The sequence below is a fragment of the Alteromonas sp. KS69 genome (assembly GCF_003989595.1).
Taxonomy (GTDB): Bacteria; Pseudomonadota; Gammaproteobacteria; order Enterobacterales; family Alteromonadaceae; genus Alteromonas; species Alteromonas naphthalenivorans.
Window position 1 is genome coordinate 87,075 of sequence record NZ_PYHU01000015.1, and the last position, 25,611, is coordinate 112,685.

The 25,611-nt window shown below is 43.0% G+C and carries 19 protein-coding genes; 13 read left to right on the top strand and 6 right to left on the bottom strand.

Going from position 1 to position 25,611, the window contains the following annotated elements:
• The first annotated feature begins 76 nt into the window (after window positions 1–76).
• Window positions 77–2,698 carry a phosphoenolpyruvate carboxylase gene (ppc, locus tag C7Y69_RS11895; protein WP_126872858.1) on the top strand — a complete coding sequence of 874 codons (2,622 nt, stop codon included), beginning with the start codon at window positions 77–79 and terminating at the stop codon, window positions 2,696–2,698.
• 105 nt (window positions 2,699–2,803) lie between these two features.
• Here ppc and katG read toward each other — a convergent pair whose 3' ends face one another.
• The gene (gene katG, locus C7Y69_RS11900) at window positions 2,804–4,993 is read right to left on the bottom strand and encodes a catalase/peroxidase HPI (RefSeq protein ID WP_126872859.1); all 2,190 of its coding nucleotides are present in this window, start codon (window positions 4,991–4,993) and stop codon (window positions 2,804–2,806) included.
• A gap of 336 nt (window positions 4,994–5,329) precedes the next feature.
• Here katG and C7Y69_RS11905 point away from each other — a divergent pair, with 336 nt between their 5' ends.
• A complete protein-coding gene (locus C7Y69_RS11905) occupies window positions 5,330–6,130 on the top strand; it encodes a methionine sulfoxide reductase (protein ID WP_126872860.1) in 801 nt (266 codons plus the stop codon).
• Window positions 6,131–6,897: 767 nt separating this feature from the next.
• Here the strand turns inward: C7Y69_RS11905 and mdh are convergent.
• Window positions 6,898–7,836 carry a malate dehydrogenase gene (gene mdh / locus C7Y69_RS11910; RefSeq protein ID WP_013782584.1) on the bottom strand — a complete coding sequence of 313 codons (939 nt, stop codon included), beginning with the start codon at window positions 7,834–7,836 and terminating at the stop codon, window positions 6,898–6,900.
• A gap of 239 nt (window positions 7,837–8,075) precedes the next feature.
• Here mdh and argR point away from each other — a divergent pair, with 239 nt between their 5' ends.
• The 3 genes from argR (at window position 8,076) to C7Y69_RS11925 (ending at window position 11,904) form a co-directional block, all read left to right on the top strand.
• On the top strand, window positions 8,076–8,540 hold the full coding sequence (argR, locus tag C7Y69_RS11915; RefSeq protein WP_013782583.1) for a transcriptional regulator ArgR: 465 nt from the start codon (window positions 8,076–8,078) through the stop codon (window positions 8,538–8,540).
• Window positions 8,541–9,304: 764 nt separating this feature from the next.
• Window positions 9,305–10,738, top strand: coding sequence for a TonB-dependent receptor plug domain-containing protein (locus tag C7Y69_RS11920; protein ID WP_126872861.1), 1,434 nt, complete (start codon window positions 9,305–9,307; stop codon window positions 10,736–10,738).
• Window positions 10,735–11,904 (top strand): TonB-dependent receptor domain-containing protein, encoded by a 1,170-nt coding sequence (locus tag C7Y69_RS11925; RefSeq protein ID WP_126872862.1) that lies wholly within the window; start codon window positions 10,735–10,737, stop codon window positions 11,902–11,904. The genes C7Y69_RS11920 and C7Y69_RS11925 overlap by 4 nt, the downstream gene beginning before the upstream one ends.
• A 176-nt stretch (window positions 11,905–12,080) precedes the next feature.
• On the opposite strand, the gene C7Y69_RS11930 is transcribed toward C7Y69_RS11925, so the two are convergent.
• Both C7Y69_RS11930 and C7Y69_RS11935 read right to left on the bottom strand, forming a co-directional pair.
• Complete coding sequence (locus C7Y69_RS11930; RefSeq protein ID WP_013782581.1) at window positions 12,081–12,764, bottom strand: type 1 glutamine amidotransferase domain-containing protein; 684 nt, start codon at window positions 12,762–12,764, stop codon at window positions 12,081–12,083.
• 181 nt (window positions 12,765–12,945) lie between these two features.
• Window positions 12,946–15,966 carry a TonB-dependent receptor gene (locus tag C7Y69_RS11935; protein WP_013782580.1) on the bottom strand — a complete coding sequence of 1,007 codons (3,021 nt, stop codon included), beginning with the start codon at window positions 15,964–15,966 and terminating at the stop codon, window positions 12,946–12,948.
• A 435-nt stretch (window positions 15,967–16,401) separates the two neighbouring features.
• On the opposite strand from C7Y69_RS11935, the gene C7Y69_RS11940 reads away from it, so the two are divergent.
• From C7Y69_RS11940 to C7Y69_RS11960, 5 genes are all read left to right on the top strand, one after another.
• Window positions 16,402–17,262 carry a PhnD/SsuA/transferrin family substrate-binding protein gene (locus tag C7Y69_RS11940; protein WP_232363166.1) on the top strand — a complete coding sequence of 287 codons (861 nt, stop codon included), beginning with the start codon at window positions 16,402–16,404 and terminating at the stop codon, window positions 17,260–17,262.
• Complete coding sequence (locus C7Y69_RS11945; RefSeq protein ID WP_126872863.1) at window positions 17,255–18,202, top strand: hypothetical protein; 948 nt, start codon at window positions 17,255–17,257, stop codon at window positions 18,200–18,202. Before C7Y69_RS11940 ends, C7Y69_RS11945 begins: the two co-directional genes overlap by 8 nt.
• A 188-nt stretch (window positions 18,203–18,390) precedes the next feature.
• Complete coding sequence (udk, locus tag C7Y69_RS11950) at window positions 18,391–19,014, top strand: uridine kinase (RefSeq protein WP_126872864.1); 624 nt, start codon at window positions 18,391–18,393, stop codon at window positions 19,012–19,014.
• Between the two features lie 12 nt (window positions 19,015–19,026).
• A complete protein-coding gene (locus tag C7Y69_RS11955) occupies window positions 19,027–20,238 on the top strand; it encodes a NupC/NupG family nucleoside CNT transporter (protein WP_013782576.1) in 1,212 nt (403 codons plus the stop codon).
• Window positions 20,239–20,422: 184 nt separating this feature from the next.
• The gene (locus C7Y69_RS11960; protein ID WP_013782575.1) at window positions 20,423–21,262 is read left to right on the top strand and encodes an isopenicillin N synthase family dioxygenase; all 840 of its coding nucleotides are present in this window, start codon (window positions 20,423–20,425) and stop codon (window positions 21,260–21,262) included.
• Between the two features lie 123 nt (window positions 21,263–21,385).
• Here the strand turns inward: C7Y69_RS11960 and C7Y69_RS11965 are convergent, their stop codons facing one another.
• The gene (locus C7Y69_RS11965; RefSeq protein WP_126872865.1) at window positions 21,386–22,555 is read right to left on the bottom strand and encodes a tetratricopeptide repeat protein; all 1,170 of its coding nucleotides are present in this window, start codon (window positions 22,553–22,555) and stop codon (window positions 21,386–21,388) included.
• A gap of 188 nt (window positions 22,556–22,743) precedes the next feature.
• Here C7Y69_RS11965 and C7Y69_RS11970 point away from each other — a divergent pair, with 188 nt between their 5' ends.
• The 3 genes from C7Y69_RS11970 (at window position 22,744) to C7Y69_RS11980 (ending at window position 24,893) form a co-directional block, all read left to right on the top strand.
• Complete coding sequence (locus tag C7Y69_RS11970; protein WP_013782573.1) at window positions 22,744–23,250, top strand: fasciclin domain-containing protein; 507 nt, start codon at window positions 22,744–22,746, stop codon at window positions 23,248–23,250.
• A gap of 146 nt (window positions 23,251–23,396) precedes the next feature.
• A complete protein-coding gene (locus C7Y69_RS11975) occupies window positions 23,397–23,813 on the top strand; it encodes an MAPEG family protein (RefSeq protein ID WP_126872866.1) in 417 nt (138 codons plus the stop codon).
• A 120-nt stretch (window positions 23,814–23,933) separates the two neighbouring features.
• Window positions 23,934–24,893, top strand: coding sequence for a diguanylate cyclase (locus C7Y69_RS11980; protein ID WP_126872867.1), 960 nt, complete (start codon window positions 23,934–23,936; stop codon window positions 24,891–24,893).
• Window positions 24,894–24,926: 33 nt separating this feature from the next.
• On the opposite strand, the gene C7Y69_RS11985 is transcribed toward C7Y69_RS11980, so the two are convergent.
• Complete coding sequence (locus C7Y69_RS11985; protein ID WP_013782570.1) at window positions 24,927–25,610, bottom strand: 3'-5' exonuclease; 684 nt, start codon at window positions 25,608–25,610, stop codon at window positions 24,927–24,929.
• Window position 25,611: the final 1 nt, after the last annotated feature.

A 25,611-nucleotide genomic window follows, 5' to 3' on the forward strand; every position in this document is an offset into this window, starting at 1 on the left:
TAAATTATAACGCAAAGTGGTTTTACAACTTGTTAAGTACTTAGTATGGTGAAGGCCATATAATTGGGAGGATAGCATGCACACTCATTACGATGCTGAACTAAAAGATACAGTTAGATACCTTGGCAAAACGCTAGGTGAAACCATCAAAAACCAATTAGGCCAAGAGTGGCTTGATCGCATTGAGAAGATTCGAAAAGACGGCCGAGCGTCTTATCAGGGAGACACGAGTTGCAGTGACGAACTGAAAGAAACTTTCAAAACGATGACCGACAGCGACTTGCTGACGGTAGGTCGTGCTTTCGCACAGTTTCTAAATCTTGGAAATATTGCAGAGCAAGAATATAACAGCGCAATGAACGTTGACGCGTCTATTGATGCACTGTTTAAGCATCTAGATAAAGCCGAACTCACGGCTGATAAAGTGCAAGAAGCTGTGGGCAAGCTAAACATCGATTTAGTGTTAACGGCCCACCCGACTGAAGTAACCCGTCGTACTCTTATCCATAAACACAAAGAACTAGCTGACTGCTTACAAGAGGTTCATCAAGAATCGCTAACTGGCGCAGACAGAAGTAAAGTTGAAACCCGCGTTGCTGATTTAATTAGTCAGGCTTGGCATACAGAAGAAATTCGCTCTGTACGCCCTACCCCTGTAGATGAAGCTCGCTGGGGATTTTCAGTTATTGAAAACTCACTGTGGGAAGCCGTTCCTGATTTCTTGCGCGAGCTAGATGGCCGCCTACAGGAAGATTACAGTGTGTCGCTTCCGCTAGATGCTTCGCCGGTACAATTTAGTTCTTGGATGGGCGGTGACCGCGACGGTAACCCATTTGTAACCTCAAAAGTTACCGAGCAAGTACTATTGTTAGCGCGTAAACGTGCCGCGAAACTTTTCGCATTAGATTTAGACCGCTTGCAAGTTGAGTTGTCTATGTACGACTGCAATGACGCATTGCGCGAAAAAGTAGGTGATGCGAACGAACCTTACCGCGCTCTACTTCGCCCCTTGCTTGACCGTTTTATCGCTACCCGAGATGGTATTGCTAGTTATTTAGCAGGTAAAAACCCAGATACGTCTAACTGGATTGAAAGCAACGACGAACTGTTAGAAGCACTATTGCTTTGCCACCAGTCACTTATAGACTGCGGTATGGACGTAGTCGCTAAAGGCTTATTGCTAGATTCCATTCGCCGTGCACATGTGTTCGGTATCCACTTACTTCGCTTAGATGTGCGCCAAGATTCAGAACGTCACGCCGATGTATTTAGCGAACTGACCCGCTACCTTGGCCTGGGTGATTACTCTCAGTGGAGCGAAGAAGATAAACAAGCCTTCTTGCTACGTGAACTTGGCTCGAAACGCCCCCTATTCCCTGCACAATGGGGCGCATCTGACGATGTGAAGGAAGTACTTGAGACATGCAAAGTCATTGCTAAACATAGTAAACACGGCTTTGGTATTTACATTATTTCGATGGCAAGTGAGCCATCAGACGTACTTGCGGTTCAATTGCTGCTTAAAGAAAGCGGTGTTGATTGGCCGATGCCTGTAGCACCTTTATTTGAAACGCTAGACGATTTAAACAACTCGCCAAGTGTTATGCGCAAATTGCTTTCTATCGACTGGTATCGTGGCTATGTGAAAGGCCGTCAGTTCGTGATGATTGGTTATTCAGATTCAGCCAAAGATGCCGGCGCATTAGCGGCAGGTTGGGCTCAGTATCAATCTCAAGAAGCATTGGTGGCTATTGCTGAAGAATTTAATTGTTCGCTAACTTTATTCCACGGTCGTGGCGGTACTATTGGCCGAGGTGGTTTACCTGCACACGCAGCGATTTACTCGCAGCCTCCTGGTTCATTGGAAGGTGGATTCCGCGTTACTGAACAAGGCGAAACTATTCGTTATAAGTTTGGAATGCCTAAACTGGCCAAACGTAGCTTAGGTATTTATGCCAGCGCGATAATTGAAGCTATGTTGTTCCCACCCCCAGCACCAAAGGAAGAGTGGCGTGAACTTATTACCACGATGGCTGGGCAAGGTCGTGACAACTACCGTGCTACTGTGCGTCATGACGAAGATTTTGTACCCTACTTCCGCGTGGCGACACCTGAACAAGAGCTTGGTAAGTTACCGCTAGGCAGCCGACCTTCTAAGCGTAAACCACAAGGTGGTATTGAAAGTCTTCGTGCAATCCCTTGGATATTTGCATGGGCGCAAACTCGTCTAGTCTTGCCGTCATGGTTGGGTGTAATGCGCGCTATCGATAGCGTGAAGAATGCCGAAAATGAAAAAGTCGTGAACGAAATGTTCGCTGAATGGCCTTTCTATCGTTCACGCCTATCTATGCTGGACATGGTATTTCACAAAGCGGACCCCCGTATCAGTGAAGCCTACGATGAGCGCTTGGTACCAGAAGAGCTTAAGCATTTTGGTGCAGCTCTTCGAGAGGAACTAAAAGAGAGTATTGCTTCATTGCTTGAACTCACTGGCGAAAACGACATCATGAAAGCTGATCCGTTAGGGAAAGAATCAATGGAAATTCGTGCTGCGTATTTGCAGCCGCTTCATTATTTGCAAATCGAGTTGCTAGATCGAATTCGTAAAGCGGGCGATGATGTACATAATCATGATTTGGAGCGTGCCATGATGGTGACTATTACTGGTATCGCAACCGGCATGCGTAATACAGGTTAATACCTATCTTGATAGGTACATAATCATGCTATTCAAACAAATAGCAAAAATAAAAAAGCCCGCTTAAAGCGGGCTTTTTAGTGAGTTTACATTACAAACTGATTATTAAGCCTGCAACTCAAAGCGATCGGCATTCATCACTTTAGTCCATGCTTTCACAAAGTCTTTAACGAACTTCTCTTTGTTATCATCTTGCGCATAAACCTCAGCGTAAGAACGTAATATAGAGTTCGAACCGAAGACCAAGTCGACACGAGTTGCCGAAAACGCTTGTTCGCCAGAAGCTCTGTCTACGATACCGTAAGTACTTCTACTCGTCGGTTTCCATGTGTACTTCATATCGGTGATATTCACAAAGAAATCGTTTGTAAGTGAGCCTATACTATCGGTGAAAACACCGTGACTTGTACCTTCGTAGTTAGTGCCTATGACACGCATACCACCTACCAGCACTGTCATTTCTGCCGCCGTCAACCCTAAAAGCTGGGCCTTATCTAACAGCAACTCTTCAGGCTTAACCACATAATCTTTAGGCAAGTAGTTTCTAAAACCATCTGCCTTAGGCTCTAGTGGTTCAAATGAATCAGCATCGGTCATTTCGTCTGTAGCGTCTCCGCGTCCAGCAGTGAACGGAACATCTACACTGAAACCAGCTGCTTCAATCGCTTTTTCTACACCTACATTACCGGCCAATACGATGGTATCAGCTAGACTAGCACCGGCAGACTCTGCAAGGGGTTTTAATACCGACAACACCTTAGCTAGTTTTTCCGGTTCGTTCGCTTCCCAGTCTTTCTGAGGCGCTAACTGAATGCGAGCACCATTTGCACCACCACGTAAATCTGAACCACGGAAGGTTCTAGCACTGTCCCATGCAGTCGATACCATTTCGCTTACGGTAAGGTCCGACGCAGCGATACTGGCTTTCAATGCATCCACATCGTAGGACGTACTACCTGCAGGTACAGGATCTTGCCAAATTAACGTTTCTTCAGGTACTTCCGGCCCGATGTAACGAACTTTAGGCCCTAAATCTCTGTGGGTTAACTTAAACCACGCTTTAGCAAATACTTCACTGAAGTAGTCTGGGTTGTTGTAAAACTTCTCAGAAATCTCACGGTAGATTGGGTCCATTTTCATGGCCATATCTGCATCAGACATAATAGGGTTATAACGTTTTGATGGGTCTTCAACATCAACAGGCTTGTCTTCCTCTTTAATGTCGATAGGTTCCCATTGCTCTGCGCCCGCTGGTGATTTTTTCAATTCCCAGTCGTAGTTAAGTAGCAATTCGAAGTAACCGTTATCCCATTGTGTTGGATGAGTTGTCCACGCTCCTTCAATGCCGCTTGAAACTGTATCACGGCCGATACTACGAGTTTCGTGGTTCATCCAGCCTAGACCTTGCTCAACAATATCAGCACCTTCAGGATCTGGCCCTAAACGCTCTGCGCTGCCGTTACCATGGCACTTTCCGACAGTGTGTCCACCAGCAGCTAGCGCAACGGTTTCTTCGTCGTTCATGGCCATACGGGCAAAAGTTTCTCTTACATGAAGCGCTGTTTTAAGCGGATCAGGTTTACCATTCACCCCTTCAGGGTTAACGTATATAAGCCCCATTTGCACTGCCGCTAATGGATTTTCCATTGTGTCTGGGGTTTCAACGTCGTCGTAACGCTCATCGCTAGGAGCTAGCCATTCTTTCTCAGCGCCCCAGTAAGTGTCCTTTTCAGGATGCCAAATGTCTTCCCGACCAAACGCAAAGCCGTAAGTCTTAAGCCCCATGCTTTCATAAGCAACGGTACCAGCAAATACTAGAAGATCAGCCCAGCTAAGCTTGTTGCCATATTTCTTCTTGATTGGCCACAATAAGCGGCGCGCTTTATCAAGGTTAACGTTATCCGGCCATGAATTTAGCGGCGCAAAACGTTGGTTACCCGTAGATGCTCCACCACGACCATCTGCAATACGATAAGAACCTGCGGCGTGCCACGACATTCTGATCATTAGGCCACCATAGTGTCCCCAATCGGCCGGCCACCAAGACTGAGAGTCAGTCATCAGCGCTATCATGTCTTTTTTCAATTCATCGAAATCAAGTGACTTTACGGCTTCGCGATAATCAAAGTCGTCGCCCATCGGATTTGTTTTGGTATCGTGCTGATGCAAAATATCTAGATTTAGTGCTTCAGGCCACCAATCCATATTAGTGCTGCCGGTCGCTGTAAGGCCACCGTGCATAACGGGACACTTTCTTTCTGAATCATTTACATCGCCTAGCTTTGCATTACTCATTTACTGTACCTCTTCGGTGTTCGACAAAGGATTTCATCAATTAAAACTATTAATTGGTATAGCTTTATTCTAATTATTCGGTTGTAGTTAAGACAGTCAGTTTTTTAGATGTGGACGAATAGGTTTAACGATTAGAAAAAATTAAACCTTACGTTGAGAAAACAAGGCCTTATAAATCTATCCGTCAACTCGCTCATGCAGAATTAACTAAAGAAAGCGTAGACAATGATTATGAATTTTCTAGGACTTTTGTCTCTTTTTTTTGTAAAACTTTCCTGACATATCGTAGGATAAACAATCGAATTTAGAGTTAATCCCTAAGAAAGGAAGTCTCACTTGTACAGACTATTTATAAGCTTGCTCCTTGCCTTTTACTTTGCGCTAATGCCCGTAACAGCGCAATCAGAGCCGCTTACTTTGCCCCCAGGGCTGTGGGAAGGCGTGAGTGAGTCTAACTATAATTATAAATTACTCCAGATAAATGAAAACGGGGAACACTTCCTGTTTGAAGCAGGTATAGGCAATGCGTTTCGCCATATCCGACGCCTACCCTTTGATAATGACCATATTGAATGCAATACGCTAAATTGCGAAATAACACTTCCTTCTTATGAAGATGGATATGTTAAACATTTAATTTTATCTCCCTACATAGACACCGGTTACCAAGTATTAGAATCGACTACCAATAAAAACAATAAGCCTATCTTAAGTAGTACCTATCAGTTGGATAAGCAGAAGAACCAATCTTCCGTGCGCAACTTTATCGATATGTACCGAGGTTCAATAGAAGCGTTAGCTAACACAGCTACTGACGATATATTTGGCTTGTGGGTAGGCATTATGCGTATTAGTGGTAAAAATGAACTCATAAGTATTGAGATTTACCCGAACAAAGAAGGCCGCTTAGTGCGATTTATAAATGGTAGCAGCTATACCAATCAGACTAGCTTTAACCCTGAAGATATTCTCAAAGAGGGAAGCGTTTATACCGTTAAAACATCACATCCCACTTTTGCCAACTCACTGTTATTTACCATTCGGTCGTCGAATGTATTAAACGGCTATGCTTATTCAGTTTATAAAAACAGACCACTAGAAAGTATGACGTTTACCCTCTATAGAATTCACAACTAAGCGCCATACTGCGCCCCAAGTAGAATAGCGGCGTACACATGGGTATGAAATCAGTGTCGATTTCGTTTCGAAATTAGATTGTAGCCCATCCCTTGCCAAGGATGCAGTAGCGGAGCCTACAGGGAAGTATTTACGGCTGGTTGTTATCCGGCATGGCTATTATAGGAAGTAGCTATTTATTAGGCCGAGCTGTTCTGCAGAGGCCACAAACAAAACGGCAGGATTAGTAAGGTCGTGAAAAACTGTCAGCAGCGTGGATGCGGTCTTACAAAAAGGATTTTTTATTGCGTGCGATGCGTAGGTGTTGGTAGGTATACGGTTTGAAATTAAATAGTAGCCCCTCCCGTGCCAAGGATGCAGTAGCGGAGCCTACAAACAAAAAGGCAGGATTAGTAAGGTCGTAACAAACTGTCAGCAGCATGGATGCTGTCTTACAAAAAGAATTTATTACTGAGTGCGATGAGTAGGTGTTGGTAGGTATACGGTTTGGAATTAAATAGTAGCCCCTCCCGTGCCAAGGATGCAGTAGCGGAGCCTACAAACAAAAAGGCAGGATTAGTAAGGTCGTAACAAACTGTCAGCAGCATGGATGCTGTCTTACAAAAAGAATTTTTTACTGAGTGCGATGAGTAGGTGTTGGTAGGTATACGGTTTGAAATTAAATAGTAGCCCCTCCACCGCATGGATGCGGTGGCGGAGCCTACATGGATGTATTTACGGCGTGGCTACGATTTGATTTCAAATCGGATGCCGAGCCTAATACATCCTTAGCCAGTTACGAAATCTACGCCTAGCTTGATGTCGCCACGAAGGCCTTCAAGCATGTCGTTTTTCGCTTTTTCTTCAAATTCGCTTAGCTCGCCGTATGGCAAGATTTCTTCAACACCGTTTGCGCCAAGGCGAACAGGGTGAGCGAAGAATGCAGCATCGTCGCTGTCGTCAGTTTGAACGTAAGTGTATTCAACCACGTTCTCACCTTGCATTGCTGCAACCAATGATAAGCAGAAACGTGCAGCTGCTTGACCCATAGATAGGGTTGCAGAACCGCCGCCAGCTTTAGCTTCAACAACTTCAGTACCTGCATTTTGGATACGAGTCGTTAGGCTTGAAACTTCATCATCAGAGAACTCAACACCTTCAACTTGCGAAAGCAAAGGAAGGATAGTTGTGCCTGAGTGACCACCGATTACCGGTACGTGTACAGAAGCAACGTCTACGTCTTTAAGCTCAGCAACGAAAGTCTCAGCGCGAATTACGTCAAGGGTAGTAACACCGAACAATTTGTTCTTGTTATAAACACCTTTCGCTTTAAGCGTTTCAGCAGCAATTGCCACTGTTGTGTTAACTGGGTTAGTAATAATACCAACACAAGCATCTGGACAATTGTCAGCAACACCTTCAATAAGGTTCTTAACAATACCAGCATTAATGTTGAACAAGTCTGAACGATCCATGCCCGGCTTACGCGGAACACCAGCAGGAATAAGAACAACGTCTGTACCTGTTAATGCACCAGCTAGGTCATCTTTACCGTGACCGGTTACTTTTACTGCAGTTGGGATGTGGCTCAAATCAACAGCTACACCAGGAACAACTGGCGCTACATCGTAAAGCGCTAGCTCAGAACCAGCTGGCAATTGTGTTTTTAACAACAAAGACAGCGCTTGGCCAATACCACCGGCAGCACCTAACACGGCTACTTTCATACCATTTCTCCTATGGGATTACTCACGTATTTAAACGGAACGTCACACTAATGCAACGCGGGGGAAAACTCAATCATCTGATGGTCTTAATACGGCCATTTAAGGCATTTTTACGTTGATATTCACTATCATGCATGATTATGCAATTAAATTGCGCAAAGGTCACCTGTAAGGCACAATATATGATAAATCGTTAATGACCATTTAACTTATTACCGCTAACTACTGTGCAGGACGCTATGGCCAACGCAAAACAAGAGCAACTGATTAAAGCCTTTAAAGAAATTTTAAAAGCGGAAAGCTATGGATCCCAGGGTGAAATAGTGGATGCCCTTAAAACTCAAGGTCATGACAATATTAGTCAATCTAAAATTTCCCGCATGCTAAGTAAGTTTGGCGCGGTACGTACCCGCAATGCCCGTGGCGATATGGTGTACTGCCTGCCGCCTGAACTGGGTATGCCTACCGCTAAAAGCCCGTTAAAGCAACTTGTTCTCGACATTGTGCATAATAATGTGATGGTGATTATTCGCACCAGCCCAGGTGCAGCGCAACTCATTGCACGCTTGCTTGACTCATTAAGCAAAAAAGATGGTGTACTTGGCACCATAGCCGGCGACGACACTATTTTTATCGCCCCTGCCGACGTGACACTTATTGAAGAGTTACGACAACGTGTGGAAGACCTATTCGAGAATGTCTAAGGCACAGCCTTAATTTTTGAGCAAAAAAAACCGCCATCACAAGATGGCGGTAAAGAATTTGTACCAGGGAGATACAAAACAACTTGGTAGCTGTGTATTTAAATTATCACAGACTCAGAAAAGAGTAAGAAAAGAAAAGTAAAGAATTTGAAAACTAGAAATTAATTATAAAATCCATCCTTAGATAAAAACAGCAACATTTAAACTCAACCTTTAAAATTAAATAATATCACCACCACTAAAAACATCCTATTATTCACCAACGTATAAATTCTAAAACCCACAAAAATACCATTGTCATTAATTGTAATTACAGTAACTTTCTTCCACTTTTCAATCTGTACTGAAACGCCCTCACCCACTTTTACTTCAAGCCAGATTTAACTATACTGAATTTGCGCAAAACCTGCGCCTTTTCTGCGCTAAACCCACAAAATTCATACACAATATCTACACACTATTTACCCCCTCACATTACTTCTTCATTTCTATTTTAATTAATATACAGCGTTACCTTTAAATAAATATTAAGAGAGAAAAAAGTAATATTTATTTTACCAATGTATAGAACCGTAAAGGTTTCATCGCTCTGCGTATAAATAAAGTAAATTAGGTCTAAATAGAACAAATTATACACTTTGTAAATTGCCAAATAGCACGACGAAGTGCTTAATTCTCCCGACAGAAAACATCTGCTCAAAATAAAAACTAATAAACGTCTATGTAATTACAAATTGTAATCACCTTCGACAAGGGGAATTAAAATGTTTGACACAAATAAACTCAGCACTGCGGTGAAGCGCGGACTATTACTGGCGGGTTCCGCTAGCCTGTTTGCCGCACCAATGGCCCTCGCACAATCAGATGACGAAAATTCAGCTGAACCTGTAGAAAAAATCCAAGTTACTGGCTCTCGTATTAAACGAGTGGATTTAGAGTCAGTATCTCCCGTTACGGTTATTACTGCTGAATCTATCGCGTTATCTGGTGATACATCGGTTGCCCTAGTATTACGTAACTCTTCGATTAACACTTTCGGTTCATTTCGCGGACAATCTGGCTACGGCAGCGGCGCATCTGCGTCAAGTGAAGTAAATTTACGTGGTCTGGGGGCTGGCGCTACTTTGGTACTAATGGACGGTCGTCGTCTACCAGGTTTAGGATACGATGGTGGTTCATCTTCTGATATGTCGATGATCCCGATGTCGATTGTTGAGCGCATTGAAATTCTTCGCGATGGCGCATCGGCCATTTACGGGTCAGATGCCGTTGCAGGCGTAATTAATATTATTACCAAGAAACAGTTCGATGGCGTTAATGTAGGCTACAGCTTTGAAGATCCAGGAGCAGATGGCGGGAACTCAAGCAAATATAACTTTTCAGCCGGCGTAACCAATGACAAAGGTAGTATCGTTTTCATTGCGGAGCATGAAAACACTCAAGAAGTCAGCGATGTAGCGGTTTCAGGCGAAAATGCACTAGATAGCTATTCAACCTACAGCCCTGTTGCCAATTTCTATGATACAGATACTAGTTCGTATCTTTATAACGAAGATTTGTGTGGCGATGTGGCTGACACATCGATTGAATCTGATCGTTGTGGTTATTACTACGGTAATACCACTTGGCTTTATGGCGCGTCTGAGAAAAACTCTTTAATGACTAAAATCGAGTACGAGTTAGCAGAGAACTTGCAACTTATTACTCGTTTCTCTGCACTACAGACATCTACAGACACTCGTTATGCTGCTACCCCAGTATCTACATCTTCGCTGACCATCGATGCGGATAACGCAATGAACCCTTATGGTCAAGATGGCTCTGTTTACTTCCGAACGTCTAGTTTGGGAACACGAGACACCACCACAGAAAAAACCACCTTTGAAATGGTGACAGGCCTTGAAGGCTATACCGACATTGGTGGCAATGAGTGGGATTGGCAAGTTTATTACCAACGCACGTCTGCAAAAGAAGAGGTATTCAATTACAACTTAGTTAACGACACAGTTGTACAAGATTTAATTGATACTGAACAGTTGGATTTATTTAATGTTCAAGGTTTAAGTACCGACGACTGGTCTGCTTATAACGCTGAGCTATTGGCTAGCGCTGATCACACTGGCACCTACCAGTCTACACAGATGCGTGACATTATTGACGGCAGCATTTCTGGCGAAGTTTCTCGAATAACTTCATGACAGTGAGTGCTGTTTTCGGCGCTGAGTACTCTTACCTTGATTTTGAGCAGATATCTGACCCTGAATCGGGCTTGGGTATTATTTCAGGCGGTTCGGGCGGTGACGACGTGTATGCGACTCGTGAGCGACAGTCTTACTATACTGAGTTTGCTATCGAACTACCCCATGAAGTGGAAGTATCTGCTGCACTTCGTTACGACGGGTACGAGCTTGAAGGGGATACAGGCGAAAGTATTTCAACCTCTGAGTTCTCAGATACCGTACCTAAGCTAGGTATCAGCTGGCGCCCAACTGAGTCACTTTTACTTCGTGCTAGCTGGGGAGAAGCTTTCCGTACACCAACAATGAGTGAAATGTTCGCGACCATCTCTTACGGCTTCCCAAGCGCATACGATACCTATTACTGCGATACACTAGATAACCCTGGTAGCGACGATAGTTACTGCTCATCAGGTCAGCAACACCTAACCTATTACGGCGGTAACCCAGACCTTAGCCCAGAAAACTCTGAGTCGCTTACGCTTGGTGTGGTTTACGATGTCACTGATGATTTATCACTCGAAGTGTCTTACTACCAATATGATTACGAAAATAAAATCGAAGATATCGACGTAGATGACCTAATTGCTGCTGACTTAGATGGTACGTCTAGCAGTATCGTTCGTGATAGCGATGGTAAAATTACATCGATTACCTCTGGTTACACAAACTACTCAGAAGTGAAGACCAACGGTTTTGATATTACCGCGAACTACGATCTGGCCACTGAAATTGGTGATTTTGGTGTCAACCTTGAATACTCCCATGTATTTAGTTACGAAGAAGAAGGTACTGAGTGGGCAGGTGAATTGTTCTATCCTGATAATCGCGCTAACTTGACGGTAGATTGGACCGACGGCGATAAATGGACGGCATCTTGGAGAACGCTATTCATCGGTGCCAACGGTGAAACCTATTACGATTACTATGATTACGCCGACAATTATTTTAAACATAATGTGACGGTTTCATATCATGTGAACGATAATGTGAAGGTTTCTGCCGGAATTGCGAATATTACCGATGAATTTGAAGAGTACGCACCTGGGGAATGGCGCGGATATGATGACTCTTTGTATGATCCACTAGGACGTACAATGAGTTTTAATGTTCAAGCTAGCTTCTAACATTTAACTTATAAAAAACGCCGCATTTCCTGTGTTCTATCTCTAATCTGTTTGAGATAGAACACAGTCAGCGGCGTTTTCTTACTTTCGTAATCATTAACGCTTTATAAACCCGTTATACCAGCTGTCAATTAGACAACACGGGCTAAGTGAGTAGTGTAAGTGCTTGAAGTACCCTACGAAAGTACCTTAATAAGCGCTTCAGCCGCGGGGCCTGATGATGCTGGATTCTGTCCGGTTACCAACAGACCGTCAACACACACTTTAACGCCAAAGTCGTCGGTACTTTCATACTTACCGCCCTTACTGATAAGCGCGTCTTCCACTAAATAAGGCACTACGTCGGTTAACCCCATTGCGTCTTCTTCACTATTTGAAAAGCCAGTAACGGTTTTGCCGTTAATAAAAAATTCACCATCGGCGCGTTTTACTTCTTTAAGTACGATAGGAGCATGGCAAACGGCGCCTACAGGCTTCTGAGCTTTCACCATATCTTCAATTAGCATTGTGGAGTGAGTATTGTCAGATAAGTCCCATAACGGACCGTGGCCGCCCGGATAGAACACGGCATCAAATTCATCTGCACGAACATCTTCCAACACAATAGTTGAAGACATTGCGCTTCTTGCAACCTCATCTTTTGTGTAACGGATAGCATCGTCGGTCATGGCATCATCTGCCAAGCTGTTTGGGTCGATTGGCACTTGGCCGCCCATAGGTGAAGCTAAGGTGATGGTATACCCCGCATCTTTGAACGCATAGTAGGGTGAAGCGAACTCTTCCAGCCACATTCCTGTTTTCTTGCCTGTATCACCTAACAATTCATGTGAGGTCATTACCATTAATATATGTTTAGACATAAGTTCTCCATGTGAACAATTCATTTAGTTATTCGTTCGTATGGCGGCAATAGTTAGATCAGAAAAAGAAAATCGATGCGATGAGAAACATAAAGAGAAGTTGATTTGCAAGATAAAAAAAATGCCACTTCCAAAATTGGAAAGTGGCATTTAACACTACAACTGGTTTTTAAACTGTTGCTTAGAAGCGGTAGTCAATACCTACACGCATTTCCCAAAGTGATGCATCACCCTGACGACTTTCAGGAGATGATGTACCTAGCGCAGCAGTATTGAAGTTAACTTCTTCCAAAATACCCCATTCATCGTTGATGAAGTTGGTGAAGTTATTCATAACGAAGTAAACCTGAGCAGAGTGATCTTCACGGAACGCAGGAATATTTTGTCTAACTGCGATATCCATTTTGAACCACCAAGGGCTAGTTTCATCATTACGCTCTGCGCCAATCGGTAATACGTTGTTACCTTCAAGATACGGCGTGTAGCCATATACAGAGTTACCGCTGATGGTGTAACTAAACGGACGACCAGACTGCGCTACTGCATAAGCAGAGAAGATAGTGCTGTAACCGTCGATAAGTTCAGTTGTGTAACGAAGGTCAGCAGTAAAACGGTGCTCGATATTCCAATCAGACACTGAAGATACTTCTTCGTTAATGTCAGTAAATGCTCTGTACTGGAAGTTAGAGAACGCGACTGAACTCGTCATTGGTTGTACATCTTCAGCGTGGCTGTAGTTATAACCACCGGTGAAAGTAAAACCGTTGTCCCAAGACTTGTTCATGGTCGCTGTTAGTGAGTAAGACACTGAATCTTCATCAGAGTTGGTCAGTTCAAGTGAACCGTAACCTACTGAATCATAATCAGGGTAACCTTCATCAGTTGTACCTACACGCTCAAGACCCACATATTTAATCATGGCTTGTTTCTGCGTCACGCTTAGAAGGAAATCTAAGTTGAATACGTAGTCTTCATCATTGATATGAGTCATACCCGCAGAGATTTTCCATTCGCGAGGCATTACGAAGCCTGGATCTAGGTTGTTACTTTCAAAGTTACTACCTGCTCCAGAAGACATTTCTTCGTCTAAATCAGAAGGTACTGAGTAACCAGGGCCAGCTGTTACGCCGTCTTCTGTGTTAACCCATGTAATGCTGCCGTCGAATAAGTCAGCGTATTCACCATCAACTTCACCACCAATAACGTTAGTATTTTGATAGTTGTTTGTCATCCATACGTTCGGGTTACCACCTGAGAATAAACCAACACCACCACGTAATTCAGTTGAGTCACTTACCGTGTAGTTAAGGCCAACACGTGGTTGTAGTAAGCTAAGACCGTCTAGGTTAGCTGTGTTGTCATAACCGTTTCCAGCTACGAAATCAGCGTTTCCAACAGGCTCGTCTGACGTTGTGATCCAGTCATAACGTAAACCAGCAACCACTTTCAAATCATCAGTAAGGTAGAACTCATCTTGTGCGTAAGTAGAGTGTGACGTGTAACCCCACTCTGCAGCACGGTCTAACAATTCACCAGAATAAGCGTAACCGTATTCGATTTCTGCATTTGTTCCGTTAGTGAAATCTTCCAAGCTTTCAAAAGTAATAGAGGTTTCAGAATGCTGAACGAAAAGGTTGTAGATATCTAGTTTGTCACTCTCATAACCGAAAGTTAACGCGTGGCCGTTGTCGAAGTAATAGTTACCACGGAACATTAGGCTAAGCGCTTCCCAATCTAGGTCGTTTGCTTGACGGCTGTCATCAGAACCTAGGAAAACGGTTAGGTCGTCATCAGAAGTATCTGTGTCATTACCTAGCTCAATTTTGATTTCACCAAAGTCGTTGCCGCCTGGAGTGCCGTCACCGTACATAGAACGCTGTAGGTTATCTAACTCGGTGCGAGAAACACGAATTTCAGTCGAGAATTTGTCTGTCCAGTCTGAGTAAAGTACACCAACAAACGATTGAAGCTCTGCGCCACGCTCGTAAATGTGGCTAGATAGTTCAAACTCATCTGCGTCGCCGTCAGATTCTGAGAAGTTGTTACCATCGTTGTAGTTGTACGTAAACGCAAAACGGTGATTTTCGTTGATGTTCCAGTCTAACTTAACAAGAAGCTTTTCATCTTCATTAGGCATGCTTAGAGGAGTTGTGCCGGCATCAAAGTTATATAGTGACTGAGATACAGACTGAATTTGTTCAAGCTGGGCTTGTGTAAGCGCTACTTCATTAATTGCGCCAGAACCGATAGCACCACGGTCAAATGTATTTGCGCCTTCTAGTTTTTCGTAAGCAGCAAAAACAAACAACTTATCTTTGATTAGTGGGGCACCCACTGTGAAGCCGTAACGTTTTTCAGTGTAACTACCAAGGTTGATATCATCACCTTCAAGAGAGTCACCACGTAGGCTGTCGCTACCATAGTCGTAGAACGCTGAACCGTGAACTTCGTTTGTACCTGTTTTACTTACCGCACTGATGTTACACGCAGAGAAACCGCCGTAGATTACATCAAAAGGAGCAATTTCTACTGATACGCCTTCGATAGCGTCAAAAGAGAAAGGCATTCTTTCTGTAGGGTAACCGTTCGAGTTAAGACCGAAAAGGTCATTCATGCGAACGCCATCAACAGTTAAACTGTTAAAACGCGGGCTTTTACCAACACACTGGATACCACCGCTACCGCCTTCATCTACGTAGATACGAGGGTCAATACGAACGATATCAGTGATATCACGGTTAATCGCTGGCGCTTGTTGAAGTGTTGCCAAATCAAAGTTTGCTGAAGGGCCAGTTTGACCGAATGCCAAGCTACCTACTTGAGAAGCCGTTACTACGATATTTTCGTAATCAGCTGCAGATTCAAGTGTTCTTTGGATAGTTGCCGCTTCACCAAGCTCTAGGTAAATATCGCTGATCGTTTGATCTGCAAATTCATCTGAGTCGATTTCAACAGTGTAAGGACCACCTACACGTAAACCACGAAGGTTAAATGTACCAGCACTATTTACTGTGACTGATTTAACCGCACCAGTTGGTACGTGAGTTACTTTAACTACGGTTCCAACAGCAGGGTTGCCGTTTGGACCGACGATTTGGCCATTCATATCTGAAGACGTTACTTGAGCCATTGCAGTCGTGGTTAGACCCACTGTTAGTGCAACTGCTGCAGCAACGCGGCTGAGCTTAGCTGATGAGTACATGTGTGTTTCCCTTTTTGTTTAAAATTCTTTTTTTTTAGCGCAGAGGGAATTTATTCCCCTCTACGACCTCTGATATTGACTAAAAGACTTCTTTGAGTGGATGAAATTGTTATAGACCTTCGTGTCATATTTATTACAGTTTTGTATATTTCGTCAATTCCGTGACGTGATTTCATCGCAATTTTTGCACCACACACCTGACCATTTGGTCAAGTTATTTTACTTATCAAAACCAAGGTCGTCTGACTTGTTCTTGTGGTTTATATTGATGACATATCATGGACTAATAAACAGCGTTTAACAAAATTCAGTCTGATTTGTAAAAAACGCTTATTTTTCATAGCCATAACCAATTAAAATAAATTTACCTATTGCAATAAATAACCTTAGCTGATGAAATCAGTACATAAATCACTAACTCATTTGGTTATTTTTTTGCCAATAGTCAGAATTATTGCTACCGGAAGGTGGATCATACTCCTTATTGCCGCACTTGTTTGCGGTAGTGCCGGCTATTTTTCAAAGAAAATAGAATTTATTCCGGTACCTCCTCAAACTGGTCGAACTTTAACCTGCCAAACCGAGTTACAAAATAATTTAGATACCTTTTCAGTGTATGTCACAGATGGGTCTATCGCGAATATGGCGTTAGAACGTTTATGCGACAATAAAATCATTAAAAGACAATTTGGCCAAGTCAGGGTCATCGTCGGGCAAAGCGACTATGATACCTTTCGATATATAAACCATGGAGTGGTCGATTTAGCGCTAATTAAACGTAATGTAGTCGATGCTTTCGGTGCAGATCAAATTTATGGTTTAACCCTAATAGCCTCGCACCCCAATTACAGCGCTTTCTTTATATCTCAGCGTGAAAAGCCCCTGCTTGAAAAAGAGTACTTGCTTGGCAAACGAATTGGCCTGCTCGATTACCCTTCCAGCCGCTCAGGACATATAGTTCCAAAAACCATACTTCAAAACCTTGGGCTAACTGAGAATAACGTGGACATTGTGTACTTCAATTCCCACAAAGATCTGCGCAGAGCATTGCTTGCTGGTGAAGTCGATATTATTTCATCGTACTGGGCCGAAGAAGATGCGCAAATTTTGTCTAAGAACTACGCAACGCCTCTACTAAAAAGTGTTAGCGGCATGCAATGGTTTTTGAAGATGCAAATGCAAAACACCGATTTACTCTGCGCCATGCAGTCTGTAGTGAAAGACATAGCCGACTCTCACGCACGTCCCTATTACAAAACCCTAGTTCTCGTGAATGGATGTAGTGAAGATGAGTAATATGATGTCAACTGTTCGCCCGTTTACCCTAATCTGTGCACTTATACTCTTTGCGGCACTTCAAATCATCAGTACGTTTGGCCAGATTATAGGTATTCAGTTTGCTCGTCATCATGCGAAAGACAACGTAGAAAGAAGAATAATATTGGACAGTGCGTTCCTTGATGTTGGGAATGCAACACTAAATACCCCCGTAAATACTTACGCGGTGGGTCGCTATATCGACACTATTAACGAAGATTTAGCCGCTGACAACTATCCGATTAGAGTCGCCTCAATACAAGGCGTGAATGCTGATGTAACCTATCCTGAATATAGCTTATCCCATACTTTTGTATTCGAAAACGCAGAGCAAAAAATTACGCTAATCATGCAATCGCTCCCTATGTATCAAAACCTTAAGTTTAGTTGGTGGGCTTTAGTAATATCAGTATTGCTTGCGCCTGCGTTTGCTATCCCTAGACAGCGAAAAGCTAAGCACGTTGTCAGTGAAGAATTAGTTGTCCCACCTAAGCCCAAACTTGTTATTAATTTACGCGATAAGACGTTGGGCAATAGCGTAAATGACACCGTTGTTATATTGCAAAACAAGCCTCTTTGCTTTTATACAGCGCTCGTTAAATATTGCACAGAGAACCCAGAACACCCTCTTCCCCCACATAAAGATGTTCCTATTGAACTTATTGCGCTTGCGAATAAAGCCTTTGCACGATTGATTGAATTAGGGCACACAAAACGTAAAAGGCCAGACTTTAACGCTAACTTAGATAAAACGTTAAGCGAAATCAGAGCATCACTTGATGAGGTATTTACCTTGTACCCTGAGGAAAAAGAACGCTATTACCCTCCACGTGCCCAGGGTGAAGGTTCTCGTTCAAAACAGCATTCTTATGCGCTTACCCATTTATCCCCTGACGATGTAGAAATTATCGGAAACTAGCTACTTTTTAATCAATTATGACAGTGACATGAAAATAAATTTAGGAATGAAAACGCACTCAAATTAAGCGAATGTTATTGATTCGGCTAGCAAATAGCGATCCATTTGACCAACTGGTATGAATATAACATTGATTCGTAGAGGCTAAACGCGTATCTTTGCTCCAATAAAATCAGCTTTCTAGAATTATGCAATCGCCTTTAATTATTGCCATTTCTGGAGCTTCAGGCTCTGGAAAGTCACTGTTTACCGAAAATTTGTTTAACGGCTTCTCTGCTCAAGGAAGGCCTGTGCAAGTGCTTCGCGAAGATCACTATTATCGCGCTCAAGACCACTTGCCCATGGAAGCACGAGAAAAAAACAACTACGACCACCCCAATGCATTTGAGCATGAATTGCTTAAAGCGCATTTGCAGGCACTGCGAGAAGGTCAGCCTATTGACTATCCTCATTACTGCTTTAAAACGCATACTCGCCTGCCTGACACAGAACGTTTGAACCCGGCGCCAGTCATTATTCTTGAAGGAATTATGCTGCTTGCTCGTGCAGATCTTCTGCCACTTTATGACGTTAAAATCTTTGTCGATACCCCACTCGATATTTGTCTTATGCGCCGCATGATACGAGATATTAAAGAGCGTGGGCGCACTATCGAGTCAGTTGCCAAACAGTACGAAGAGACTGTAAAACCGATGTATCACCAATTTATCGAGCCAAGCCGGTTCACTGCTGATGTAGTAGTTACACAAGGTGGTAAAAACCAAATTGCTCTAGATGTGATCAAATCTCACATACAGCAAGCGCTTCTATAAAGGATTGATATTATGGTGGGTTTACTGGGCATTGCAGTCCTTTTAGGTATTGCATTCGCGCTTTCGTCGGCGAAACGCAGCATTAGTTTTCGTACTGTCGGTGGCGCCTTTGCTATGCAAGCTTTAATCGGCGCATTTGTTCTGTATTCTGAGCTAGGCAAAGAAGTTCTGTTAGCAGCAACAGGGTTTGTTGCTAACATCATTGCCTACAGTCAAGATGGAATTGACTTTCTCTTTGGTCCTATTGGCGATAAATCCATTGCATTTATATTCGCCTTTAATGTGTTGCCCGTTATCGTTTTCTTTTCATCACTTATTGCTGTGCTATATCACTTAAAAGTGATGGGCTTAATTATTAAAGTGATTGGTGGCTTCCTTCAAAAGGTATTGAGAACTAGTCGTCCTGAATCTATGTCAGCGGCAGCAAACATATTTGTAGGGCAGACCGAAGCCCCATTAGTCGTTCGCCCTTTCATACCTCATATGACGCGTTCTGAGCTATTTGCCGTGATGGTAGGTGGCCTAGCCTCTATTGCAGGTTCAGTCATGGCGGGTTATGCGGGTATGGGCGTAGATTTAAAATACTTACTCGCAGCAAGCTTTATGGCAGCGCCTGGCGGTATGTTGATGGCAAAAATCATCTTGCCAGAAACCGAAGAACCTAAAGACGGCTTAAGCGAAATAGATTCGGAAGACACTGGCTACGCAAACGTCTTTGATGCGGCTGCTAGCGGTGCAGCATCTGGGATGACACTCGCATTAAATGTGGGCGCTATGCTACTTGCCTTCATCGCCCTAATTGCCATGTTCAACGGCTTAGTGGGTTGGACAGGTGGGTTATTAGGGTATGAAAATGTTACCTTTGAAGGGATCATGGGTTACATACTTCAACCCTTAGCATGGGCAATTGGTGTTCCGTGGGAAGAAGCACAGATAGCAGGAAGCTTTATAGGTCAGAAAATGGTAGTTAACGAATTTGTGGCTTACCTTAACTACCTTGAGCACCAACCCAACCTGTCTGAATCAACGCAAGCTATTGTCACTTTTGCACTTTGCGGTTTTGCGAACTTGTCCTCTATTGCTATTTTGATGGGTGGTATTGGTGCTATGGCACCTACTCGCCGAAAAGAAATTGCTCAGTTGGGCCTTAAAGCAGTTATTGCAGCAACGTTATCAAACTTGATGAGCGCAGCGCTCGCAGGCATTTACTTAACACTTGGCTAAACGACAAGGTTAATTACTAGATTAATTTTTAGGCTAAGATTTCGCCCAAATGTAGACTAAATGGTCTACATTGATTACATTAGGCATCTTAGATGAGGTTGATTGATTTAAGTCAACTACCACAGCTTTTTTGGCGGCCCGTCTACCTTTATAATGCCGCAATCAAAATAAACGGGATAATGTTATGCAATTAGTTGCTGTTGATTACACGGCGGAAAACGCCCAAGAAGAATTCGTTAAGTCACTACGAGAGACGGGCTTTGGGGTATTGAAAAACCACCCAATTCAACAGTCACTCGTGCAAGGCATATACGATAGCTGGCAAGGATTTTTCGATAGCGAAGAAAAAAATGACTACCTTTACAACAAAGGTAAGCAAGATGGATTCTTCCCTCAAAGCGTTTCTGAGGTAGCCAAAGGCTTCACGAAAAAAGATATTAAAGAGTACTTCCATTACTACCCATGGGGACAATGTCCTGACGAACTTCGTCCGTTGCTGTCGCAGTACTATTCAGAAGCTAACACGCTTGCTTCTGAACTATTAGGCTGGATTGAGAAACATTCTCCAGAAGAAGTCAGCAATAAGTACAGCCAACCGTTAGGCGACATGATCAAAGATTCAGATCAGACGCTACTACGTGTACTTCACTATCCACCATTAAGTGGCGAAGAAGAAGTAGATGCTATTCGCGCAGCGGCTCACGAAGATATTAATCTTATTACTATTCTTCCTGCTTCTAACGAGCCAGGGTTACAAGTAAAAGCGCAAGATGGCAGTTGGTTAGACGTACCTTGCGATTTTGGTAGCCTGATTGTGAATATCGGCGATATGCTTCAAGAAGCTTCAGGTCACTACTTCCCATCAACGACTCACCGTGTTGTGAATCCAGATGGCGCAGACATGACCAAGTCGCGTATTTCATTGCCACTATTCTTACACCCTCGTCCGGATGTAAAGCTTTCAGAACGTCATACTGCGGGTACTTACCTGCAAGAGCGTTTGAAAGAGCTAGGTGTTATCTAAAGAGCGCTATTCTCTTAAAAAAAGCCACGTTTTAACGTGGCTTTTTTGTTGGTGTAACTTATTGATACGCTCGCCGCATTTACGTGGTCACTACTCATTTTGTAAGTAGTTAGTCGTTATTAATTAGTAGTTCAGAGCAATCGTGGAAAGCTTACTCATGTACCGGTTCTCATCTTGTGAATTGGGTGCAAGTTGAATTGCGCGTTTGATGTAACGCTCAGCGTTACTGATATCTCCTATCTCGTAATACACTTTAGCCAACCCAAAAAACACTTCGTGTCTGGTATTATCTAAGCGAAGCGCGCGTTGGAAATGTTCCAATGCATCTGCTAACTCCCCTTCGTCCAAAGCTTGCTCCCCAAGAATGAAATGATAAAAAGGATTTTCTTTTCGTTGCGCTTCTACCTTTGCTTTAATTTGTGCTGATTTATCAAATAACCCTTGGTGGTAATACAAAATAGACAAGTTGTCCCACGCGGTCAGATTGTTCTCATCTAGATTTAACGCAAACTGATAACTTTGCTCTGCGGCTTCAAATGCGTCGACCATACGGTAAAGCACACCTAAATTGACCCAACTTTGTTGTAACTCTGGCGATAATACTGCAGCAGTCCTAAAGTAGCTGTATGCCCGCGTATAACTGTTGGCAATTAGCGCATCGGCGCCTTTGTTGTTATAGAACATAGACAGCACGAGGCGCTTGGTAACCGGCACCCGTGGAAAGTGCGTTCTGATCATTTGTGGGTCAAAATCAACATCTGCACTACTTGGTCCGATGTTGGTCACTAATGGATCTTTCGGGACATTAATAGTTAAGTTTACGTGACCATTTAAAAAGCTGAAGCCGTCACGCCTTGTCCAATACTCGGGTATATCTACTTCATAGAATGTGGCATCGTAGCCTGCGTGCTGAGCCATAGCGTAAGTCATGATAGACAAAGAAAGGCAGTTGGCAGAACGATTATAAAACGTCTCACTGGCAACCGAGTTCGCATTGCTACGGTACAATAGTCCCATTTCAGAATGGTCAAAGATTGACGAGATCAGACCTTTTACGTTGGTTGTTTTTCCTCCCGACTCAAAAACAGCCTCATCGACAAATAACTGAGCATCTTCTTCTAGTGCAAATACCTCCTCTTCCGTTTCAATTGGAAAAGACGCATAACTTGGAAATAGATGGTCGTGTAATGCAGGATAAGGATTCTTGGCAACAACGGGCGTAGTGCTAGCACAACCTAGCATAGCTGAACCGATAAAAACGAGTAGTGCAGTAATAAGATGTCGAAGTAACATAATGCAGCCCTCCCCTATTAACACCTTGGCGAAGTATAGCGCAGCACCCAATAATTTAACATTATTTTTACATATTCATATCTTCCTACTTTTCCCATTACGTAAACTTAATCATCCAAATTGAGGTGGTAGCGTAACAACCTGCGCAACATCAATTAATTTTCTATCTCAATTTAAGGAAAAATTTTATGCGTAAGTTAATCCCATTGGTAATGATGAGTTTGATGAGTCTTTCTGCTTTTGCTGGCCATCATATGGAGTCCGAGAAAACTGATATTGTTGATACTGCTGCTAGTCAAGAAACATTCTCAACGTTGGTGACTGCTGTAAAAGCCGCCGACCTAGTAGACACACTAAAAGGTGACGGTCCTTTCACGGTATTCGCTCCTACCAACAAAGCCTTCTCTAAATTACCTGAAGGTACCGTAGAGATGTTATTGAAGCCTGAAAATAAGGCGCTATTAACACAAGTCCTTACTTACCATGTAGTATCCGGCAAAGTCATGGCGGAAGATGTTATGTCACTGACCAGTGCAACTACTGTTGAAGGCAGTGATGTGAAGGTGGTTACCGCCATGGGCAAAGTGATGATTGATGATGCAACAGTAACGAAAGCTGATGTAAAAACATCAAATGGTGTGATTCACGTTATCGATACTGTACTGCTTCCTGCTGAAGTTAAAAAAGCGTTATAGTCCATTCATAGTAAGTAGCGGGTTTCCGCTACTTCCCCCCTTCCATGTATGTCACCCCGTCAAAAATCATTAGCACTAACTTTTTTTATAATCCATTACCTTCTTGTAGCGCGTATACCCATTAATCAGCTTACAAGGAAGAAGATATGTTCACTGTTTACACCTACGCTATCGCAGGGCTTGCGGTAATCATTTTTACGGTATTAGTTCAAAATATCGTTGCAGCAGTAGCGCATCGCAAACAATCCTCTTATGTACCAGGAAAAGTCGCAGAAGACTTAAGTCATGACAGTTTTGTATTTAGAAGCCATAGAACGTTTCACAACTCACTTGAGAACGTAAACCAGTTTATTATTCCAGCCATACTTTGTATGTTTGTTGGTGTTACCCCTCTCTATCTGGCTATCTTAGTTTGGGTGTATGGCTTATGTAGAATTGTTCATATGGCATTATATTATGCGATGGCGACTGAGCGTAATCCAAGTCCGAGAACCTATTTTTATATGATAGGGCTGGTAACTAACCTAATACTGTACGTGCTTCTTTTTATATCGTTAATCTAAATGAGTGAAAATGTTAATTATTAAACTTATGTTTAATGCATTTTTTTCACTCGCCGCGTTACTCTGAGTATAAGGTTTACAAATAGTTGGAAACAGCTGCATTGTAGGTAAAGGACTAACATGTTTATTGAGCAAGTAAATAAACGAACATTATCAGACTGCCATTTATTAATTGTAGATGATCAAGCAAGCTCTCGAATAATTTTAGAAGGGCTTCTTGATGAGTTTGTTAGTTGTACATCTGTTTCTTCCGGTGCAGCAGCGCTTGCTTACTGTGAAGAAAATACGCCTGATCTTATCTTGATGGATGTTTATATGCCAGACATGGATGGCCATCAAGTTGCAAAAGCCTTGCGTGAAAACCCGAGCAAGTCTGATATTCCAATTATCTTCGTTACCGCAACAACATCTGACGAAGCCCAATCAAAATGCTGGAATTCTGGCTGTGTTGATTTTGTGACCAAACCTATTAATGCATGCACGTTACAAAATCGCGTGAAAGCGCACCTCAATCATAAGCTCAAAAATGATCTGTTAGAAAATCTCATTTATATCGATAGGCTAACAGGCGCCTATAATAGACATTATTTAGAAGACTACCTTCCGCGCTTGATGAAAGATGGCAAGCGGAGTCATAACCCTCTTTCTCTTGTACTTTTCGATGTTGATTACTTTAAGCGGTTCAACGACCGATATGGGCATATGGAAGGCGATAGCTGCTTATGGAGGCTTAGCAAGGCAATTAACGATAGCTTGTTGCGTCCTATGGACAAATTAGTTCGTGTGGGCGGTGAAGAGTTTTTAGTTATTCTACCTAGCACTGATAAAAAAGGCGCAAAATTAGTCGCCAATCGACTTTTGGAAACTGTGTTTAATTTAAACATTCCCCACGCTGATTCAAACCTTGCAAGAGTGACAATTAGCGCTGGGGTAGCAACTAAAAATCCAGACGACAACAAAACCATCGACTTCACTATGCTGCAAGCTGATAAAAGCCTCTATGCTGCAAAAGGGCAAGGTAGAAACTGTGTCGTAAGTAGCGTGGAAAAGGCTCACAATGTTATGGAGCCGGAAATTTAAGTGGTATGGTAATGCTTAGTTTAGGGTAATTTATTAAGGCTTAACCACCCCAAGTGTTTTCTTACCAAGCGCTTTAGTATGTGATAAGTCTGCCAAGCAACTTTGTTGTGTTAGCCCTAATGACGCTAACTGTGCATAACATAGGAGTAGCGCTGCCATGGCATCTTCTAAGGCATTATGTTGAGGCACCGCCGGTAAACCAGCTCGTAGTAAGCATGCACCTAGGGATGCACTATTTGAGGGAACGACTTCGTGCTCTTTTTTCAATTCATACAAAGCAAGTTGTAAAGTGTCGATGTAATAAACCTCTTGTGCCGGTAAATTTAATCGCCTAAATACCGCATCTAGCACCGCCAAATCTAAATTCGCATTATGGATAACTAAAACCTTCGAGGGTAACTGTGCGGTAAATTTAGTCAGCACATCTTCTATTTTCTCGCCCTTTGCAATATTGTCCTGAATAAGTCCATGGATAACGGGGCTTTGCCCTAAAGACGCCTTGGTTTTCACAACGCTATAAGCGCTAGTTTCTAGAGCAATGCTACTATTACGCCCACATACCCAGCCAAAAGAGGTAATTTCTGACTCATTGGCGTTTAAGGAGGTCAGCTCTAAATCAATCGACATAAGGGTAGTGTCTTGTAAGGTCGCGTTTTTGAACCTATCGAATGATGATGGACCGCGCCCAGATAACCAGTTACTTAGCCATTGCAACATA

What these genes read in the sequence shown, in the direction of transcription:
- C7Y69_RS11985 (WP_013782570.1), bottom strand. Translation starts at nt 25,610, where the DNA reads ATGTTGCAATGGCTAAGTAACTGGTTATCTGGGCGCGGTCCATCATCA.
- C7Y69_RS11960 (WP_013782575.1), top strand. Translation starts at nt 20,423, where the DNA reads ATGCAATTAGTTGCTGTTGATTACACGGCGGAAAACGCCCAAGAAGAA.
- C7Y69_RS11920 (WP_126872861.1), top strand. Translation starts at nt 9,305, where the DNA reads ATGTTTGACACAAATAAACTCAGCACTGCGGTGAAGCGCGGACTATTA.
- udk (WP_126872864.1), top strand. Translation starts at nt 18,391, where the DNA reads ATGCAATCGCCTTTAATTATTGCCATTTCTGGAGCTTCAGGCTCTGGA.
- mdh (WP_013782584.1), bottom strand. Translation starts at nt 7,836, where the DNA reads ATGAAAGTAGCCGTGTTAGGTGCTGCCGGTGGTATTGGCCAAGCGCTG.
- ppc (WP_126872858.1), top strand. Translation starts at nt 77, where the DNA reads ATGCACACTCATTACGATGCTGAACTAAAAGATACAGTTAGATACCTT.
- C7Y69_RS11935 (WP_013782580.1), bottom strand. Translation starts at nt 15,966, where the DNA reads ATGTACTCATCAGCTAAGCTCAGCCGCGTTGCTGCAGCAGTTGCACTA.
- C7Y69_RS11965 (WP_126872865.1), bottom strand. Translation starts at nt 22,555, where the DNA reads ATGTTACTTCGACATCTTATTACTGCACTACTCGTTTTTATCGGTTCA.
- C7Y69_RS11955 (WP_013782576.1), top strand. Translation starts at nt 19,027, where the DNA reads ATGGTGGGTTTACTGGGCATTGCAGTCCTTTTAGGTATTGCATTCGCG.
- C7Y69_RS11945 (WP_126872863.1), top strand. Translation starts at nt 17,255, where the DNA reads ATGAGTAATATGATGTCAACTGTTCGCCCGTTTACCCTAATCTGTGCA.
- C7Y69_RS11925 (WP_126872862.1), top strand. Translation starts at nt 10,735, where the DNA reads ATGACAGTGAGTGCTGTTTTCGGCGCTGAGTACTCTTACCTTGATTTT.
- katG (WP_126872859.1), bottom strand. Translation starts at nt 4,993, where the DNA reads ATGAGTAATGCAAAGCTAGGCGATGTAAATGATTCAGAAAGAAAGTGT.
- argR (WP_013782583.1), top strand. Translation starts at nt 8,076, where the DNA reads ATGGCCAACGCAAAACAAGAGCAACTGATTAAAGCCTTTAAAGAAATT.
- C7Y69_RS11970 (WP_013782573.1), top strand. Translation starts at nt 22,744, where the DNA reads ATGCGTAAGTTAATCCCATTGGTAATGATGAGTTTGATGAGTCTTTCT.
- C7Y69_RS11930 (WP_013782581.1), bottom strand. Translation starts at nt 12,764, where the DNA reads ATGTCTAAACATATATTAATGGTAATGACCTCACATGAATTGTTAGGT.
- C7Y69_RS11980 (WP_126872867.1), top strand. Translation starts at nt 23,934, where the DNA reads ATGTTTATTGAGCAAGTAAATAAACGAACATTATCAGACTGCCATTTA.
- C7Y69_RS11975 (WP_126872866.1), top strand. Translation starts at nt 23,397, where the DNA reads ATGTTCACTGTTTACACCTACGCTATCGCAGGGCTTGCGGTAATCATT.